The sequence below is a fragment of the Pedobacter sp. ISL-64 genome, assembly GCF_018613605.1.
GTDB lineage: Bacteria > Bacteroidota > Bacteroidia > Sphingobacteriales > Sphingobacteriaceae > Pedobacter.
The window spans coordinates 70828-91655 of the sequence record NZ_JAGGPU010000023.1 but is presented as its reverse complement, the minus strand read 5'-3'; the positions used below and the strand labels follow the sequence as shown (position 1 = coordinate 91655).

Here is a 20828-nt window from a genome sequence, read left to right as displayed (position 1 = left end):
AGATTAATTCCGTGATTTCAGTGTTTCCGTGGCGAAAAAAAGCTATGGCTAGTTTAGTGAACCAAACGGAAAAAACAAATGGTCTGTGAGGATACAGACCATGGAATAAATCCCGAACATTCGGAATAGTATGACGGAGCACTTAGTTTTGAGCTTTAGTCTTCCCTTAAACCTTTCTAATTTTTATAATACGCATCCAGTGCAATACCTTCATTACGGGATAGGTTGGATCAAATTCCCACCATTTGGTAGCAAAGTTAGGACTGTTTGGTTTTTTGTGGTGGTTGTTCTGAAAAAGTTCACCCATTAATAAGAAATCCCAAGGTAATGAGTTTTTGCTATGATCATCATTATCATGGTTAGAATAGCCATATTTATGGCCACACCAGTTTACAATTGCCCCATGTAAAGGGCCCATCAAAAAGTGGATCGGCAATAAAATAAACAGCCACCAATGGTTGGCAAAAGCAACATAAAAACCAATGTAAAATAGGCCGCATGCAATTCTCCAGGCCCATGAATTTCCAATCTTATCCACAATTGGCCATTCAGGATAATTTCCCTGGAAAGCTGGCTCTGGCTGTATTTTAAATTGCAGATAATTCATGTACATATTCTTCGTTGCAACCATCATCCCGAAAACATCTTTAAAAAAATGTGGCGAGTGTGGATCTTTCTCTGTGTCGCTATAAGCATGGTGCATCCGGTGCAGAATGGCATAAGCCCTGGGGTTTAAAAATGATGAGCCTTGCGAGATCAGCAATATCAGATAGAAAAACCGCTCCCAAAAAAGCTCCATTTTAAACATCTTGTGCGACGAGTAACGGTGAAGGAAAAAGGTTTGGCTAAACAGGGATAAAAACCAATGGCAAAGAAAAAAAATGAAGATAATCATGTAAGGATGTGTATGCTTTATAAACGTATTTTGAGGGCGTTTAGTTTTTAATCGCGTAGAAAAAACGCTTTAAATTAAGCGTTTAGACAAAAATAATCCTGTTCCAATGCATAGAACAGGATTATTTTTTAAATTATTTATTATCTACCGAAATCGTCTTGAACACGTACGATATCGCTTTCATCTGATGGGTTTGAAGCATCGGTATGCTGCCATATTTCTGCTACAACACCCCAATCTTCTAAACCGATTAAGCGGTGGCGTTCACCTTGTTGTAATTTGATCTGGTCTTTTGGAGCATATTTTTTCACTTCACCTTCTTCATCAGTTTGGCTGGTTTTAATGCCAACAGTACCGGTTACCACTTGCCAGATTTCGGCTCTGCGGTGGTGATATTGCCACGAAAGACGTGTATTTGGTGCAACGATTAAAATTTTTGGACTTAATTTACCGCCAATTTTAAGGTCTTCAACATTTAATCCATCAAAATAAGTATCGGCAAATTGTTGCGCCTGTGCTTCATCTATTACAAAAAAACCACCCCAGGGGCGTGTTTCATCGCGGTTTACTACATTAAAACCTTCAATTTTTAAACGTTGTGCTACGCTTTCGAATATTTCTTTTTTGTCGTTTGTCATTGATAAAATATTAGTTTTCTAATGATTGTCGAGGTTCACAGGCATCAATTAATCTCCCTGTGTGGTTCTATAATTTGCCGCAAAAATAAGCCTAATAAATTAAAAAAGCCTCTTCACGCCTTTTATTTTTTAAACTCAATTTACGAATTACCGTAAAATCTGCCCATACAATAGTTAAAGGCTATAAAATTGCTGATAAACACCTCCATTGCTTTAGTACACTCCCGAGCGGCGGCGAGGGATCTCTATTCGGTTGTGCTTCAACCGAAACGACGATGAAAACGGATGCCTCGTATCGGGCACCCGTTTTTTTGTTAAAACATTTCTAATGGTCGGTGTAACACCAACCATTAGAAATAATAAAATACTGTTGTTTAATAACCTGGATTTGGAGTCAGGTTAGGGTTGTTTTTGATTTCTGGAGTAGGAATCGGGAACAATAAATGTTTGGTTTGCAAAGGTTGGTTTACACTTTTATTAATGTGGCCAACAAAATTATCAAAACCATTGGTGGTTTCATTGTACACTTTACGCAAGCGGACCATATCAAACCAGGTAATACCTTCGTAACACAGCTCGTGCCAGCGCTCTCTCCAAACCGCTTCTTCAAACTGTGTCTGGCTCAAACCTGCAAGATCAGCCAATTGCGCTCTTTTTCGTACTGCATTTACCGCAGCATAGGCAGCAACATTCGGACTACCATCTGCCCTGTTCTGTGCTTCTGCATAAATTAATAAGGTTTCGGCATAACGGATCTGTGGAATATTCAGATCGCTCCTGCTGGTACCTTCTACACCTAGTGTTCCATTTGCAATCAGATCGAAGTGTTTAAAAACATAAGGCTTACCGCGGTTAATCAACGGCATTTTAAATCCATCGGTATAATAATCGGTAAAGAAATAACCTTCTCTGTTTTTAGCCCTTAAATCTCCCGCCTCATACGAACCATAAAAACCTGCGGTTGGAATAGCCGTTCCAATGCCATCAATTTTAGAAACCAATGGCTGGTGCAAAGGTAAATAAGATGATTGCAAGGGGTTGCCAGATCCGGCAGCGTCATTGTATTGGATTCCGAATAAATGCTCTACTTTATTGTCATTCTTCGCATCGTGAAGGGCTCCATAACCAGGGAACAAGCCAAGTGATGTTGGATTCCCGGTTGAATAATCGATTACCTCTTTGGCCTTATCTGCAGCTAATTTATAATAAGCTGCTCCTTTGTTAAGAGGCTGTCCGGCCATGGTTAAATATACTTTTGCCAGTTCAGACTTAATTGCTGCTGTAGAAACACGTCCACTTGCGTCCATAAAAGGCAAACCTGCCGCTTCTGCAGCAACCAGATCATCAACAATGAGTTTGTATACCTGCTCTTGTGGTGTACGGGAAGGAGAAAAATTGGGATCATTAGGACTTGTAATCGGTTTAGTGATTAAAGGCACATCGCCCCATAAACGTACCAGGTAAAAATATGCCCAGGCCCTGATGAAAGCAGCCTCTCCTAAAATCCTTTTTTTCTGTGCATTGTCCATCGGGTTAATGCCCGGAACTTTATCCAACACCAGGTTAGCTTGTGCAATCACTTTATAAAATCCGTTCCAGTTTTGGTTAACATGCAGGTTTGTTCCATCATAAATTAATGAATACAAATTGTTCAGATCGGAGTTTTGTGCTGTTTCGGTAGATTGTATGCCGGTTGGCGCATCAAGCATCTGCCAGTTGTTGGAATAAATACCGGCACCGTTTCCAATAAACCGAATCTCTGCATAAACAGCAGCAATACCTGCTTCCGCATGTTCTGGTAAAGTATAAAAACTACTGGGCGAAAGATTGGTGGGATCTGTTTCATCTAAAAACTTCTTACATCCCGAGTTTCCGATTATAGTGCCGCTTAGCAACAACAAAGCAGCGATATTTTTTATGTTCATTTTCATGTTGATATCCTTTCTTTAGTTAATGTTATAATCCAATGTTTAAACCTACCATGAATGTAGTTGGCTTTGGATAATCGAAAAATGTTTGACCCTGTGCAAATGCATTTCCATAGGTAGTTACCTCAGGGTCGTTACCTGTATACTTGGTTGCCAGGAAGAAATTTTGAACAGATGCATAAACACGAAGTTTGCTTAAGCGTAATTTTTCGACAAGTGTTTTATCAAAAGTATAACCTAGTAAAAGGTTTTTTCCACGGATGAAAGAACCGTCTTCTAACCAATGGGTATCCACGTTGGTAACATATCCGGCAGATTGATCCCTGATTGCAGCGATCGGTGTATTTTGATTCTGAGGAGTCCACGCATTCAATACGCTGGCAAAGCTATTGGCCTGTACCTGTCTGTCTTCACCCGAGTGATGGGTCATATTCAACACATCATTTCCATAAGAATATTGAAGTTCTACAATCAGCTCTAAGTTTTTATAGCGGAATGAGTTACCAAACGACCCCCAGCCTTTCGGCGTTCCGTTACCAATAATCTGACGGTCGGCATCTGTAATGGCATGATCGCCGTTTACATCTAAATATTTAATATCTCCAGGAAGCAAAGTTTTACCACCCCGGTAACTTACATATTTGGCTGCTTCTGCCCTTTCGGCCTCGCTCCAGGTTCCTAAACGTACAAGCCCCCAGAATGAACCCACAGGCTCACCTACCCTGATAATACCAGTCTGATTAGTAAAATTTGGGTTACCCACACCAAAAATATCATCAGGAGTAGCCAAAGAAAGTACCTTGTTACGGTTAAGTGAGATATTGAAGCTGGTTTTCCAGGTAAAATCGTCGGTTTGTACGTTTACCGTATTAATCCCTAAATCTAAACCTTTGTTCTGCATAGACCCGATATTTTTTCTGATCACCGAGTACCCCGTAGTACGTGGAACCGGGGCGTCCAATAACATATCGGTTGTTTTTCTATAATAAAGATCGGCCTCCAAATTAATGCGGTTGTTAAACAAGCCTAATTCTAAACCCGCATCAACCTGTGCTGTTTTTTCCCAAACCAGATCCGGATTGGCCAACCTGCCGATGCCAATACCGGTTACCTTACTATCATTAATAATAGCTGAGTTATTAACCAATGTGGCGAGCGACTGATACGCAGGGAGCTCCGAGTTACCACTTAAACCATAACTGGTTCTTAGTTTTAAGTTAGAGATGGTTTTGTTTCCTTTAAGAAAATCTTCGTCTGAAGCTTTCCAGGCCAATGCCGCCGAAGGAAAAAAGGCAAACTTATGGTTCTCTCCGAATTTGGATGATCCATCTACCCTACCCGTAAATGTAACCAGGTATTTATCTTTAAAAGCATAGTTTAACCTTCCAAAATAAGAGTTAAAAGCCGATCTGTTACGGCTAGAGCCAACCGTAATCGATTTACTTCCAGAGCCCATGTTATTGTTTCCGTAAAAATCGGTTACAAAATTCTCGGCATGGCTGGTATTGCTAAAAAAGCTGGTAGCCTGCCAGGAGATACCCAATAACGCATTAATGGCATGCGATTCGGCAAAACGTTTATTATAGGTTAAATAATTTTCCAGTGACCAGAAGGTTTCCCGATCATCGGTTACATTTGCCGTTCCATTCTGGCCATCAGAGATACCGTATAATTGTTTGGCATTGTACTCGTTAATATTACGGCTCACAATATTGGCCCCTAACTGGGTACGGAACTCTAAATCTTTGCTAAAGCTAATGGTAGAGTAAATACTCCCCAAAGCAGTTTGGGTAACCATTCCATATTTTTGATCAGTTAAGATGTGCACCGGATTGGAGCCTCCTTCTGCCCATGGAATCAGTTTATTATCACCCCACTTACCATCTGCCAGTTTAATCGGTAGAAAAGGGAATGCTTCTGTAATCATACGGACCGAATTTAAGCCGCCAGTTCCCTGATCAACAATGTTTTCATTTTGGTTATTGTAGCTCAAATTACCGCCTACCTTTAACCATGGTTTAATTTTACTATCGAAATTAAACCTGCCCGAATATCGTTTTAAATAAGAGTTCAGTAAAAGTCCCTGGTCATCGCGGTAGCCTGCAAAAACACCGTAAGTACTATTTTCGTTTCCACCTGTAAAACCCAACTGGTGATTTTGCGAAAGTTTGTTCTGTGTAGATTCTTTTAACCAATCGGTATTATATAATGGATTTCCATTGCCATCGAAAAATTGCGGTAGGGCAATTCTGGCCGCTTTTGGAACGGGTGTGGATGCGTAACTTCCTGCTGCCCAACCTACCGGATCGTAAACTTTAATATTCTCATAAGCCAGATCCTGCACTTTAACGTACTCGAAGGCATCGAGCATCTTAACATGGTGTGCCGCCAATGTATTTATACCAAAATCTGCATCATAGGTAATGCGTTGGGCATTTGCTGTTCCTTTTTTGGTGGTGATTAAAATTACCCCATTTGCACCCCTGGCACCGTATATGGCCGTTGAAGAAGCATCCTTTAACACCTCTACTGAAGCGATATCGCTTGGGTTAATGTAATCGATAGCGTTGCTGTTCTGTGTTTGCGAGCCCACTGGCAAAGCCACACCATCTACCACATAAAGTGGATTGTTGCTTGTGTTGATTGAACTAAATCCACGGATTTTGATATTGGTCTGCCCGCCGGGTCTACCCGAGTTTGTGTTTACCTGTACGCCAGAAATACGGCCAGCTAGTGCCTGGTTTAGCGATGAAGACGGACGTTCCTGAAGTTCGCTAGCTTTGACCACACCAACAGAACCCGTAAGATCTGTTTTTTTCACCGATCCATAACCAATTACCACTACTTCATCTAACTTATTGGCTTCGGCAGGTGCCATTTTAACGCTAATGTTAGCTTCATTGCCTACTGTTATATCTTTGTTTTGATAGCCCACATAAGAAAAACGGATCACATCGTTTGTGTTGGCCTCAATGCTGAATTTACCAGCTTCATCAGTTACAGCAGTTTTACCTGACGAAATGTTTTTGATGCCAACTCCTGGAATAGGCATGTTTTTTTCGTCTAATACGGTCCCTGTAATTACTTTTCGGTTTTGGATATGCACTAAAGGCATATTTAGCTCAGAAAACCCCTCGGATTTTTCAGCAACCGGATTCATCGAAAAAGCAGGACTATTGAGCAAAAAAAGCACAGAAAGCCCTGAAATCTTTAGTAGATTGATTTTCATTGGTTTAGGTTTAGTAAATGATTAGTTAACAATATATAATTCAACTGCTAGCAGCTAAAACGTTTTATCAATTATTCAATAAAAAATAATTGACGGCAAATCATCATCTTTAGTCAGAAGGCTTTGAGTTAAAAGCAATTGTGTGATGGGAGATCGTATTTTTAAACGGGTTAAAAACTACACACAAATAAACTACACAGACATATACTGCACCACAGGTAGCAAATATTCCTAAGCTCATCATCATATTCGGTTATCGATAAATCGATTTATCAATTCAATATTAAATATTTTATCACAAAATCAAGAATATTATTTTGATCATTAGAAGTACACTATCGTATAAATCCGATTACAGTATGATTACTTTTACAAGCGCAAAAATTTTTGAATAAGTATTTCAGGCAAATCAAAAAATGGCTCAGTCTAAATTCACTATGCCTCACCTACTTAAGTGTATTTTTAAGAATTTGATAAAAAAATTAAGTTTTTTTCAAGAGAAAGCACATCAGGTTTCTTATAAGTAACATTGATCAGCATTGCTATCGCCAATGTTGTGTTTGGGCCTTGCCGTATATAAACAAGAAAGCCCCATATTGCTATGAGGCCAATTATTTTGTCTTATCCGCATCCACCAATAAAACTAAACCAAACAAACTAATGAAATTAAAAGACAAATAAGTTTGAGAATTGTTTTAAGAAATAAAAAAATCTTTTAACCTAAGTTTTAATAAAACAAGTTATTTAGAATTAATATTTGAATCATAGTGAGTGTTTTACAGTCGATTTACCTCACACAATCGCCATGCTGAATTTATTTCAGCATCTTTCCTGCTATTAGGACCCTGAAATGAATTCAGGGTGACGACCCGTTCAGAAAAGAGGCTGTATCAGAATTGATTTTGGAGATTTTTGGCAAAATAATATTTTGAAAGGTCGTCATTCCCGTGAAAACGGGAATCTTAATGCGATAGAAAGGCAAAAAATAAGTCCCTACCAAAGCATTAAGATGCCCAGTCAAGCTGAGCATGACGACACCGCCTAATTTAATTCTTTTACTATTTCTGAATTTGTTGTTTTGATACAGTCTCTTTATCAACCTATGACACCTTTGGGATTAATTTAAATCAAAACGGTCTAAATTCATTACTTTATTCCAGGTGGCCACAAAGTCTTTTACAAATTTGCCTTGTGCATCTGTACTTGCGTATACCTCTGCAATTGCCCTAAGCTCTGCATTAGAACCAAATACAAGATCTGCACGGGTTGCGGTCCATTTTGGCTGACCAGTTGAACGGCTGCTTCCGATATAGAGTTCTTTATCTTCTGCAACAGCTTTCCATGCGGTTTCCATATCCAGTAGGTTTACAAAAAAGTCGTTAGTTAACTGGCCGGGTTTTTCGGTTAAGACACCATTTTTCGAACCATCAAAATTTGTATCCAACGCACGTAAACCACCTACCAACACCGTCAATTCAGGTGCTGTTAAAGTAAGCAACTGGGCTTTATCAATCAGGAATTCTTCTGTAGGAACAGGAGATTTTGAATTACGGTAGTTACGGAAACCATCAGCAGCTGGCTCTAAATAACCAAAAGATTCCACATCGGTTTGCTCTTGCGAAGCGTCCATTCTCCCCGGTGCAAAAGGCACTGTAACTGAATGCCCGGCATCAGCAGCAGCTTTTTCTACCGCAGCAGCACCTGCCAATACAATTAAATCGGCCAGTGAAACTTTTTTACCATCAATCTGTGCTGCATTAAATTCATTTTGAATATTCGCTAATACGCCCAATACTTTCTGCAATTGTGAAGGATTGTTAACTGCCCAATCTTTTTGAGGAGCCAAACGGATCCGTGCACCATTGGCACCACCACGTTTATCAGAACCGCGGAAAGTAGAAGCCGAAGCCCAGGTGGTAGATACCAATTCGGCCACACTCAATCCTGAAGCCAATACTTTTGCTTTTAATGTTGCGATATCACTTTCGTTAATCAATGCATGGTTAACCGCAGGTATTGGATCTTGCCAAAGCAATTCTTCTTGTGGTACATCTGGCCCTAAGTAACGTGCCAAAGGCCCCATATCGCGATGGGTTAATTTAAACCATGCCCTGGCAAATGCATCAGCAAACTGATCTGGATTTTCTAAGAAACGTCTTGATATTTTTTCATAAACCGGATCGAACCTTAAAGAAAGATCGGTGGTAAGCATCGTTGGCAGATGTTTTTTCGATCCGTCAAATGCATCAGGAATAATGGCGGCTGCATTTACAGCTTTCCATTGATGTGCACCGGCAGGGCTTTTCGATAACTCCCATTCAAATCCAAACAGGTTTTCGAAAAAATTATTGCTCCATTGTGTAGGTGTTGTGGTCCAGGTTACTTCTAATCCGCTCGTAATGGCATCAGCACCTTTGCCAGAAGCGTAACTATTGTTCCATCCTAAGCCCTGGCTTTCGATTCCCGCAGCTTCAGGCTCTTTGCCCACGTGATCTGCTGAAGCAGCACCATGGGTTTTACCAAAAGTGTGCCCACCAGCAATTAATGCGACCGTTTCTTCATCATCCATCGCCATGCGGCCAAACGTATCGCGGATATCTTTCGCTGCAAGAATTGGGTCTGGATTTCCATCCGGCCCCTCAGGGTTTACATATATTAATCCCATTTGCACAGCGGCAAGTGGTTTTTCTAAATTACGTGAGTGAACATCTCCATCGGCATCGTCATCCGTAACCACTACCCCATGTGCTTTATGTGCGCCATCTGAACCGTGTGCATAACGGAGATCGCCACCCAGCCAGGTTGTTTCCGAACCCCAATATACCGATTCATCTGCTTCCCAAACGTCCTCACGCCCACCTGCAAAACCAAAGGTTTTAAAGCCCATCGATTCTAAGGCAATATTACCGGTTAAGATCATTAAATCTGCCCACGAAATTTTGCTCCCGTATTTTTGTTTAATCGGCCAAAGTAATCTGCGGGCTTTATCAAGGCTCACATTATCCGGCCAGCTGTTCAGCGGTGCAAAACGTTGTAATCCGGCACCAGCACCACCACGGCCATCGCCCACCCTGTAGGTTCCGGCACTGTGCCATGCCATACGGATAAATAAACCTCCATAGTGACCAAAATCTGCCGGCCACCAATCTTGCGAATCGGTCATCAGTGCATGAAGATCTGCCTTTAATGCGGCTAAGTCTAAACTTTTAAAAGCTTCGGCATAACTAAATTCGCCGTCCATTGGGTTGGATAAGTTAGAATGCTGACGTAAAATACCCAACTTTAACTGCTTTGGCCACCAGTCGCCATTTCGGGTACCGCCACCACCTACATTACTTTTCATGCTGCCATTATGAAACGGGCACTTGCTGATATCGTTCGATTCTTTTTCCATATATTTTTTGTTAGTATAATCTAATTCCTTATTAAAGCTTAACCAGATTATTATAAATTTAGAGAATTGAAAGAACTAATCACAATCATTTAATTCTATAATGGAATAGTTAGAATCTATTACTATGCTATATCAGCAATTTAGGAGGATGCCAAGGCTTAGATCATTAAAATTTAACCTTATGTTAATCCTTCCTTAAAATAAAAGGCCACATTAAGTATTTAAATTTCGGAAGGTATGATGTAACTGGCTTTCTCAGAATATACCCAGAAATTTCTTCTTCTTTTTACCGTTCTGTTTCTTGGCTTTTTCGGTTGCTTTTACTTGCTGCGCCCATTGCATTTTTGCTTTCCGGATGCTGTCTTCTCTCGCTTCTTGCAGCGCTTGCCTGTATTGCTGATTTGCGATTTCAAATGGTGACCGGTATGGGGTTATCGGCATGGCCGTAATATTATTGTTTTCTGTCTTAGCTAAGCTGTAAGCTACAAAGGCTACAACTAAGGCACAGGCGGCAGCGTAACCTAAAAAAGCCTTTCTTGGCGCATGGATGTAATTTTCCTGGTGATATTCACCGGTCGAAGTATTGTATTTTATTCCGGCCTTCAGGGCCAGGGGTTTTAATGTGGCCAGCTCTTTTTCAAGCTTTTCGTTCTTTTTTTGTGTCTCACCATATAAGCCGGCATAATGTAAGGCTTCGTTGGGTATAGTATTTTCTCTGCGCCTGATGTCTTGTGGTACCGACAATAGCCCGGCAGTAACTGCCTTCTGCAGTTCCATTCCATTGGCATACCGTTCATCTGGATTTTTTTGCAGGCATCGCCCGATCAGCTCAATCAACCAGTAGGGTACCTGCATTTCCGCATGCAGAATATCGTCCTGAAACGTATTTTCCAGATTGCTTTTACGCAGCGACATGGCATTTGGGATTTCCTTTTCAAGATGTGATATCATAACCGTATTGCGGGCGGTATCGCCTCCTCCTTCGAGTGGAAAAGGAACCTGCCCGGCCAGGAGTTCATACAGGATGATACCGTAACTATAAATGTCCGTCTGTAACAGCATTTTCCCCTCATGCTGTTCCGGTGCCATAAATTCTACTGCCCCGGCATGCCGAATGCTTGTTCTGCGCTGCTCTTCACTCATAATGGCCAAGCCAAAATCCAAGAGCACGTAATTGGCGGTCTGCGTATTGTACTTTACATTATTGCTTTTAACATCGCCATGTTTGACCCCAAACTGATGACAGTGTGCAAGTGCAGCAGCCAGCTGTTCAGCGACTTTCAGCAGTTCTTTAACAGTGAAAACTTTTTGATGCGGAGGCAATAACAGTTCGCTGAGTTCGGGACCTTCGATGTATTCCATTTCTATATAAGGAAAGGACCCGCTATCGGTAATCCCTGAACTGAGTATCTTCACCACATTCGGGCTGGAATGGATGTTTACCTGCTGCAGCTTATTCACTTCATTGAGAAAATTCCGGTAGTTTTTATCGCTTTCATCCTCCACGTAGATTGGTGTAGGAATAAGTTTGATGGCAGAATAAACCGGCCCCATGCGCATCCCCTTGTAAACAGATCCCTGCCCACCGGTTTTTAATGCGCCGAGGTTTTGTAGCCCTTCTGCAATTGTAAAAATTTTACTCATGATGCTGCGGCTTAAAGCTAAACTCCAATACGACCGATTCGCCTAAGATAATCTGATCTCCCTCGGCTAATTCCTGCCCGATCTGGGTGGCATGGAGTTTTACCGTCTTTTCGGTAAGTGCTGAACGTAGTTTGACCTTATTGCGGGGAGGTATTCCACCTTCATCTGCGAAGATTACAAATTTGGCTATGCTTGTATCCCATTCGATATGCGCATGCTGCCGGCTGATGTACTTATTTCGTTCATCATCACTTTCTGATGGAAATGCAATGTGGTTGGTGCGGAAAAAACCTTCATCAGACTGTGCCTTTTCATCTCTGCCGATATTGTATTTTCCACCCATTGAAGTTATTTCGTAGATTGGCTGTAAAGTCTTGCCGCTAAGTGCTTTTAGGTAGGCTTTAGCCTGTTGCTTAACAAAATGGGTTTTGGTTTTGACCAACAGTGCTATCGGCAGATTTTGCATTTGAACCGCGTCGTCAGGAAAGGCTTCATCGAAAGCAACTGTGAGTGACCAGCCTGAGGGCAGATCCAGGGAATAGTCATCACTGATGCGTTGTATCTCGTTTTTTAATTGTTCGGGATCCTCGGTAAACACGGCAGCTTCATACACATGGTGCGCTGCAGGGCTGCAGTGGATAAAAATACCCAAACCTTTGATGTTTGCGCCTTCTCCGCCCTCCGCTTTTTGTAACTCCTGTTTTACAAACTGTAGTAATGCGTGCCTGATTCCCTTCACATCATCGGGATGTTCCCCACTTGCGCTTTTGAAGAGGTCGAATATCATTTTCATCTGTATGTTTTTGTTAATGCTTTGCTATTATGTTATAAAAATATGGAATTAAACATTTGCTCTGTTCCCAATTTGTGGTGAAGCTACACAAGCTATTGATTGATGCTTTGAGTTAAATGTTTCATCTCTTCAATTAAATTCCGGTATAGTTGCATTGTCATCCGTTTTGGCAGAAGGAACAATGCTTTTAATATAGCCACCTTCTTTTAAGAACGGGATTACATGTCTGCCGGCCAATCGTACTGCGTCTGATGATCCTTTGGTAGCCTCAATGCGTATACAGACTACAATATGGCCATTACCAGTTACAGTTGGCGCAAAAAACACATACCAGCCATCATTAATCTGCTGTTTTTTCCAGATCCGCTCCGGTGTACCTGTTTTACCGGCAACGGCCAGTCCAAGCGTTTGAACTTTTGGGCTGCTCTGTTTGATCATGTACTCCTGCATTAACCTGGCGTATGCCGGATTGTTTACCAATTTCGTACCAGTTTTTATCGCCTGCGGCTGATCGCTTACTTTAAGTACAAACCTGTTTGCAATCATGTTTCCATCATTTGCAATCCCGGCAGCCAATCTTGCCACTGCCGCCGGGGTTGCAATAAGTGCGCCCTGTCCCCAAGACATTCCGGAAATTCCCTTTGCCCTGGTCTTTCGGATATTATTGGGATCATACTTTGGTTTGGTATTGAATTCGGTCCTGCGCCAAAGCTGTTTCCATTTTTCTTCCTGTGCTGCGTTTTCGCTGGGCTTATTGTAATAATACCCTCCTGCCCCATGCAGGAACATGCCTGTTTTTAAGTACAGCTCACCCATGTTTTCCTGCAGCTGCTCCTGGTTTGCAAGTTTGATAAAATAGACGTTGTTGGATTTCACCACCGCCCGTTCCAGATCAATCCATCCCGTTTCATCCGGCTCGATACCTTTTGTACGGATACGCTCCCAGGAGGCCACCTGGTATTTTTTTTCGGCAGCGGCCATGCCCAGTTTATTGAAGGATGCCATGGCGGTAATCAGCTTAGCGGTTGAGCCTGGCTGTGTGAAATTGGTAAAGCCAAGATCAGCGGTCGTTGTCCACCCCGAAAGCTGGTTCTGTTCTGCATTGGTCATGGTCAATCGTTCCCAATCATGTATAGGTGGCAGTGGATATACAGCTGAAGTAAGGACATCACCAGAACTTGCTTCCATGATTACTACAGAAACCCGGTTATCCGATAATGAAGTGTCACGGGCAATGGACTTTTGAATCTTGGTCTGCAGGCCGGCATCCATGGTTAATTGTACATCGCGGTTTTTATTTTTAAAATCTTCCACCTCTTTGCTGCTGATTCCGGCAAGGAGTAACGGAGAAAGTGCGGCGTAATCTTTTTTCACGACCGTCATTTCCTTAACTCCCCGTGCCAGGAAACGGTTTTCGCTGTATCTCTTTGCAAGTACGGTAAAACTCTTTACAGGCAGTTTAAAGCCGCGGAGTTCGGCCGCGTGTTCATAATCTGCAAAATAGCCGTTAACACTTCCATTAAATATGCCTGAATTTGCATCACCTGTCCAAAAAAACAGTTGTTCTTCGAAAGGATAATACCGATCTAAACGCTGATGTACCGCAGAATCGAGATTGTAATTCGGGATACCCGCACCGATGAGTTTAAAATGTTGCGCCTTCACACTGTCGACGTTGCTGGTTGCCATTAAAATTCCCTTGCGGTCGTGTATGGTTCCGGCTTTTAAACGGCTCATCAATATTGCGATACGGGGATTGTAACTGAACATTCTCGCGCCGCTACGGTCGGCCACCAAGGCTGGCTGTACTACCCATTTCCGGTTGTTAAGTACATAGCCTAATACATTAGCGCCCAATAGCAGGATGCCCAAACAGGCGGCAATTAGGGCCGGCACCAGATTTTTATCCTGCGCTTTGGCAATGTACTGCATCTGTACTTCACTGCCCCGGACAGCAGATACTGACATCAAAAATCCGGCGGCTAAAAAATTGAGTACGAGTGATGATCCTCCATAACTTTGAAAGGGCAGGGATACCCCCGATAGCGGTAGCGCTCCGGTAGAACCACCTGCTATGAGCAGGAACTGTACAAAGGTGGATACGCCGACCCCTGCACTTAAATAAAAGAGAAATGGTGATCCGGTCCTCCTCCCGATAATAATGGATCGATGAAGGTACAACAGGAACAACAGGAAGATGCACAATATGCCCGTCAATCCAAATTCTTCACCTATTGAAGGTAAGATCATATCGGTATGTGCTTCTGGAATGGTTTTGGCAAAGCCCTGCCCCACTCCCTGGCCGGTTGCGCCGCCTGTAGACATGGCCCACAGGCCGTTGGCCACCTGGTCGCCGCCATAAACCTCATTGTTCCAGGCATCCTCCCAGATTGCTTTGCGATCCCCCAGGCGCTGCACGGGCCCAGGGAAGACGCGGTCCAGATATGGAATCTGATCGATCGTTAAAAAGGCCGACATAATTACCAGCACCATGATGGCGGACTCACTGAGCTGCCTGCGCCCGAAAAACATCAGCGTACCGACCAAAAGCAAGGTAACTGCGGTGGATATCCATACGTTTTCAAAAATCCATGAGGCCAATACGTACAACACGATAGCGCCTGCCATGAACATAAAATCACCGCGGGAGAATGAAAATAGTATAATAAAGGTAAAACAAACCACCATCGCCGGACCAAGGTCTCCCAATATCAGAAATAACATGAGGGTCAACAGTATCGCCAATAGGGCAAAGGAGAAAAATGACCATCTTTTTTTCCAGCTCATATATTCACTGATCAGTTTCTCGTTTACGGCAAAAAATCCTGCAAGAAAAAAAATGATCAGATACTTTACCACTTCACTGGGCTGAAATCCGAACAGGTTTACCTTTACACCACTTCCTTCTGGCCCGGTTCCGAATAAGATAGTGAGTGCCAGCAATCCGATAGCGGCCAGGGCCCAGGGCCAGCCGTTTGCGGCTGATCGGATGTTCTTAAATAAAAGCAGGCGGTAAAGCCAGGTATCGGTATTGAAACGGCGCAGTTTAAAGCACAGTATCAATAAGATGCCTCCGAAACCCATGAGCAGGTATAGAAGGGAATCTTTAGCTAAAAAACGGTCTCGCAGCGGATCCTGCAAACTCAGCAGCATCAGGAATGATATGCCTGTGAGCATCATCACTACGGGTAATATGACCTGATCGGCAGCGCTGAATTTCCATGACAGGATGAAGTGGAGAAGTAAAAACCCACCGATCAGGCTTCCGCAGATGATCATAAACCACTTGTTAAATTCTTCGGGTGTTCTGATGATCAGTGATTTTTCCTTTTTGAGGATATTGAAGTCCCTGGTAGAGAAAAGCTTTATCGTATGTGGACGCTGTTCAAATGTGAAGGCGGTATTTTCATCAAGGTTTTGCACGCCCTTTGAAGCGCCAAACTGAAAACCTGGTTTTAAAGGCAATATCTTGAATGCCTGGTTACCAGGCAACTTGGCAAAAGTAAATTCCCCGGCAGTACCGGTACGGGCATAGGCGGTGAGCTGGAGTAGTTTCCGTTTACCGCCAGTATCCAAAGTATAAACCTTTGTAATGCCATTTGCCTTTTCAGTTATATTTTTGATGGTTTCTGTTGGCTCGTCGTTGTAAATACTGTCTTGCGGCAATATCATTTCCAAACGGACCAAAACTCCTGGTGCAGCTTTTGTATTCTCTGTGATTTTCCCACTGATATCATACTCACCCATGCCGAGATTTACCTGGGAAGAGTAAGGGCGGGGATTACTTTGCTCCTGGTCGAATTTAAGCGAATCATCACCGGTATAACCAAGCAATGCCCGGGATGCCAGCACCCTTGCTTTAAATGATTTACCCCCTTTTGCATAGGCCTCATCTGCAGGTAAAAAGTACCTGCGTTTGTTCACTTCGCCAATGTTGTCGAGTTGCTCGGCATTTGGCGTTGCAGATGCAAGGGTTTTTTCTATCAGATCAATGTCCCGCTGATCTTCAAAATAATAACCTTTTTTAAGTAGGTTACGGATATGTTCGGCAGGTTTTTCGGCATTCAGATTAACCATGGTGCCGGCTTTTAAGCGTGGCCCAACTTCTTCAAACCTAGGCTGAATGATCGCATATAATTGGTAGAAGAAGAGTGCGAGAACGGTTGCGGTGGCTAATATGAAGATCCGTTCCTGAGTCCGGCTAACTTTGACATTTCCTTTATTCTGCTCCATTTTTTGAATCTGCGGTTTTAGGGGTGTTGTCTTTTAGTGGACCAATCTTCATCAGTGCTGCATTTACCGGTTTCCCGTCAGGAAAATGGATGCTATTCTGTACCGGGATTAAACAGTTGGTGAAGGTGACATTTTTGAGTAACAGTACCTGATCTGAAATGGCGATAGCGGTAGCGAAACCTTTAAACTGCAGGCTGTCCAGCTTCAATAGCCTTGATTGAGATAGCATCTGTATGGCTGCACCTTTGTATCCGCTATCCGCTTGCAGCACAATACCCTTTGCGATAACATACAGGGTATCTTTCCGCAGGCTTAACGTATCGCTGATCAGGACCGGACTTTTAAAAATCGAGTCGGATAGTACCAGCGTGTCCCCCAGAGCATGGTCAAATGCATCTTGTAGTAACTGCTCCTGGCTGTTTCTCACTTTTTGTTTTGGTAATGAATTTAGTGTTGAAACAGGGGCTGCTACTTGCTGGTGCTGCAGGTACATAAATATGGTAGTGCCAAGAAGGATGAGGCATAAAATAACCAACGCAGTGAACCAATAATTTCTGTTGGGCGCTGCATGGGTTTCCGCTGTTGGACTTTCAGGCGTCCGTATTGCCTCATTATTTTCTGCTCCTGCGGCTGCCTGGGGCTGTTGTTTAAAGTCTGATCTGGTTGGTATTACCTTTTGCGGCACTTTGTTGTTCTGCAACAGCACAACGGTGATGTTGTCACGCCCGCCGTTTTCATTGGCAAGCGCGATGAGATTACCTGCTTTTTTAGCAAGTGTATCTCCTTGTAGAAGCAGGGTAGTAATATCCTGCCTGTTTACCATATCGGTCAGCCCATCACTGCATAATAAGAGGAGATCGCCCGGCAGGAAAGGAGATTGGCCGGTTTCAATATAGCTCTCATCGGTAGCAATCTGATCGCTGAAACCGATCGCCTTATTAATTTCATTGCGTTTTAGATGCTGCATAGCAGCGGCCTCATCCAATCTTCCCGAATCTTCCAGAAAACCTACAAATGAATGGTCTTTAGAGATTTTGATCAGCGATCCGTCCCGCAGCAGGTATAATCTGGTATCGCCAACGTGCGCGTAATAGAATTGATTATGCTCAATATCCGCAATTACCATCGTGGCCACGCATGCCATTTCAGAAAGTTCTGCCTCTGTTTGCTTTTTGGCAATGATCATTTCATTTGTATTCCTGAATGCGCTGATCATCTGCGAGATTGGATCGGCCGGACGACCTGAGAATTGCATTGAAATCTGTTCCGTAGCAATACCTGCTGCTACTTCGCCACCTTGATAACCACCTACGCCATCTATTACAGCTGCTAAAATCAACTGGTCGTCGGTGAGGGACTTAATAATAAAGCTGTCCTCGTTGTTGTCTCTGGATTTGCCGGTGTCTGTGAGGCCAAAAAAGTGTTTATCCATTTTTATTACGGGAATTTTTAATGTCTTTAAAATGAACTATCATCAGCGCAACGACCAGTGATAACAATAAAATTGATAGCAGTTGCGACATAAGTTAGGATTTAAATAGGTTTATACCGATTATGCCGTTGAGCAACATTCTGGAGTTCAGCGGCAAAGAAACCCATTGCGGTGAATTAATTTCGCTGCGTGGCACCAAAACCTCGTTCAAAGTAGTAAGTTCGCCGAAAGAAGCTAAATAGAAATTACCGTCTGTTTTGTTGTAGCGGATGTGTAGGTGTGGTGAATTGGCCCATTCTGAGGCAATCTTGAAAATATTGGAATCTTCGCGTCCGTCATCGTTTCCCGAAACGATAGTATCTTCTGTTTTAATCAGGAACTCTATTTTTTTGCCCGAAAACTGCTTGTCGGGTATGATGGCTTCCAGCCGGCCGAGAACGGCCTGGTCCTTGGACGGGGTCGTATTACCCTCAACATATTCCAATTGCGCATCGTATGGGATTTCCATATAGCCTTCGCTGTAGTAAGTGAAGCCCTTTAAAATATCGTTGTTGATATCGAATGTCTGCGCAATACCGGTTTGTCGGGGAATAAATGTTACACGTAAATTTTCCGATTTCTGATTGTTGTCCGGCAGCAGTTTTCCGATAAAGCCCTTATCGCCTCTTGCATAGTCAGGATGTGATACTAACCGGAATACCCATTTTGAACCGGATGGCTCTACATTTTTCCCGGCTTGACGGTGTTCTCTTAAAATCGCATAGAATTTTTTGACTGTTTCTTGTACGATTAAGCCCAAAATCCCTTGTTTATTGTCTATAAATTCACGGTAATCTTCAGCGTTGAAGGTTATAATGAATTCATGATAAAAAACGATGCGATCGGCAAAAGATAATTCCCTGATAGACTCCTTAAATTTATCTACAATAAAGCTGTAGATCGTTTCCGGGGTGAGTTGAGGTGCTTTTTGGTCACTGCTCTTGTTTTCATCGGTTAGAAACCAATCCTGAATACCGATACGCTGCCAGAAATTTGATTTTGTTTCCATAAGTTAGGGTGCCTATGCGGCGGTTAAGGGCAATTGTTTTTTAAAAATTAAAACTGTACAGGACTCAATGTAGTATCGGGATTAAGGTCTTCTGTGCTATCGGCAACTTTATCTTTAGCTTTTTTGATCTCCGCGTTGATTGCACTATCCACCGCCCGCTTCGTTGCTGCTGCTTCAGCCAGCTTGCGCTGATTCGCCAATCTTCTTCTTTCCTGTGCTGTGGTATCAACTGCCGGCGGGATCGAATCTATGGTTTGAACAGCTTGCTGTGGTTGGGGCTCGCTGCGAAACTGGGAATAGCCCAAGAAAGCAATCAATCCGATAATTGAGATGATCATAAGCGCAAACGCAAAATGAGGTAACAGTATACCGTTTCTTTCCGGAATCTGGGCTATACTTTCGAGTTCCAATACCTGTTTGCGGAGGGTTTCGTTCTCCGTTTTGAGCGAATCCATAGCTGAATGGTCGATGGGTAAAACATTGCCCGATAAGCTTCCACTAAGCACCGCTTCATGCAAGGCCATTCCATCGCTATACCTGCGCATAGGATCTTTCTGCAGGCATTTTTTGATCAGTTTTAAGAGCCACTCCGGAACCTGCATCTCCCGGGTTTTCTGCTCCTCGGTCCAGCCCGTGGGCAAGTTTGCTTTGCGCAGACCTAATACGTCAGGCACTTCACTTTCCATATGACCGATCATTACCGAATTACGTCCGGTATCGCTATTTCCAGGCAGGGGAAAAGGAACCTGTCCTCCGAGTAATTCATATAAGATGATGCCATAGCTGTAAACATCGGTTTGCAGAAGCATTTTGCCTTCATTTTGTTCGGGCGCCATAAACTCCACTGCACCTGCATGCCGGATGCTACTTCTACGCTGCTCCTCACTCATAATGGCGAGTCCAAAATCCAGTAGCACATAGTTCGCTGTGTGCAAATTGTATTTAACGTTATTGCTCTTAACGTCGCCATGTTTTACCCCGAGTTTATGGCAGTGCTCAAGGGCAGCAGCCAAGTGTTGTGCCACTTTTATGACTTCGCTTAGCGTAAATATCTTTTGGTGTGGGGGTTGGAGCAGCTCACAAAGGTCAGGCCCTTCTATATATTCCATTTCTATAAATGGGAAGGATCCGCTTTCGGTTATGCCGAAACTGAGCATTTTTACAACATTCGGACTGGGATTCTCATTTACCTTTAGCAACTTTGCTACCTCGTTTTCAAAATTGCGGTAATTTTTATCATCGCGGTTCTCGTTGTATATTGGAGTAGGGATTAATTTCACTGCGGAGTAGATTGCACCGATGCGTTTCCCCTTATATACCGATCCTTGTCCGCCCGTTCGCAGCGCTCCTAAATTCTCCAGTCCTTCTGTAATTGTAAATACTTTACTCATATTTCTCCTAATAACAATTATAAGGATTTTTTGTTGCCTATTAATAATATAAATATGATGGAGGCTTACACAGCCCAATCCTTTTTTTGCTTGGCCAGGAGGAAATTCCTACTGTTGCCGGCAGTCCCCGATGTATAACATCGGTTTGGTTGAAATAATAACTGACGTTGCTAAAATAAAGTATCCAGGTTTCATCTTATTTA

The 20828-nt window shown here is 42.8% G+C and carries 11 protein-coding genes; all 11 read right to left on the bottom strand.

Features of this window, described 5'->3' with window-relative positions; translation table 11 throughout:
* Positions 1-166: 166 nt before the first annotated feature.
* On the bottom strand, positions 167-895 hold the full coding sequence (locus J7E57_RS24235) for an acyl-CoA desaturase (RefSeq protein ID WP_215131673.1): 729 nt from the start codon (positions 893-895) through the stop codon (positions 167-169).
* A gap of 140 nt (positions 896-1035) precedes the next feature.
* Positions 1036-1533, bottom strand: a complete 498-nt coding sequence (locus tag J7E57_RS24230; RefSeq protein ID WP_025142534.1) for a phosphoheptose isomerase — start codon at positions 1531-1533, stop codon at positions 1036-1038.
* 374 nt (positions 1534-1907) lie between these two features.
* Entirely contained in the window at positions 1908-3464 is a 1557-nt protein-coding gene (locus J7E57_RS24225; protein ID WP_215131672.1) for a RagB/SusD family nutrient uptake outer membrane protein, read from the bottom strand.
* Positions 3465-3489: 25 nt separating this feature from the next.
* The gene (locus tag J7E57_RS24220; RefSeq protein WP_215131671.1) at positions 3490-6690 is read right to left on the bottom strand and encodes a SusC/RagA family TonB-linked outer membrane protein; all 3201 of its coding nucleotides are present in this window, start codon (positions 6688-6690) and stop codon (positions 3490-3492) included.
* A 1117-nt stretch (positions 6691-7807) separates the two neighbouring features.
* Positions 7808-10084, bottom strand: coding sequence for a catalase/peroxidase HPI (gene katG, locus J7E57_RS24215; RefSeq protein ID WP_215131670.1), 2277 nt, complete (start codon positions 10082-10084; stop codon positions 7808-7810).
* A gap of 255 nt (positions 10085-10339) precedes the next feature.
* Positions 10340-11728, bottom strand: coding sequence for a serine/threonine protein kinase (locus J7E57_RS24210; protein ID WP_215131668.1), 1389 nt, complete (start codon positions 11726-11728; stop codon positions 10340-10342).
* A complete protein-coding gene (locus J7E57_RS24205; protein WP_251030025.1) occupies positions 11721-12521 on the bottom strand; it encodes an FHA domain-containing protein in 801 nt (266 codons plus the stop codon). Before J7E57_RS24205 ends, J7E57_RS24210 begins: the two co-directional genes overlap by 8 nt.
* A 129-nt stretch (positions 12522-12650) precedes the next feature.
* On the bottom strand, positions 12651-16754 hold the full coding sequence (locus J7E57_RS24200) for an FtsW/RodA/SpoVE family cell cycle protein (RefSeq protein ID WP_215131667.1): 4104 nt from the start codon (positions 16752-16754) through the stop codon (positions 12651-12653).
* Complete coding sequence (locus tag J7E57_RS24195; protein ID WP_215131666.1) at positions 16741-18186, bottom strand: PP2C family protein-serine/threonine phosphatase; 1446 nt, start codon at positions 18184-18186, stop codon at positions 16741-16743. Before J7E57_RS24195 ends, J7E57_RS24200 begins: the two co-directional genes overlap by 14 nt.
* Positions 18187-18280: 94 nt before the next feature.
* Positions 18281-19234, bottom strand: a complete 954-nt coding sequence (locus tag J7E57_RS24190) for a hypothetical protein (RefSeq protein ID WP_215131665.1) — start codon at positions 19232-19234, stop codon at positions 18281-18283.
* A 47-nt stretch (positions 19235-19281) separates the two neighbouring features.
* The gene (locus J7E57_RS24185; protein WP_215131663.1) at positions 19282-20625 is read right to left on the bottom strand and encodes a serine/threonine protein kinase; all 1344 of its coding nucleotides are present in this window, start codon (positions 20623-20625) and stop codon (positions 19282-19284) included.
* Between the last annotated feature and the right edge of the window lie 203 nt (positions 20626-20828).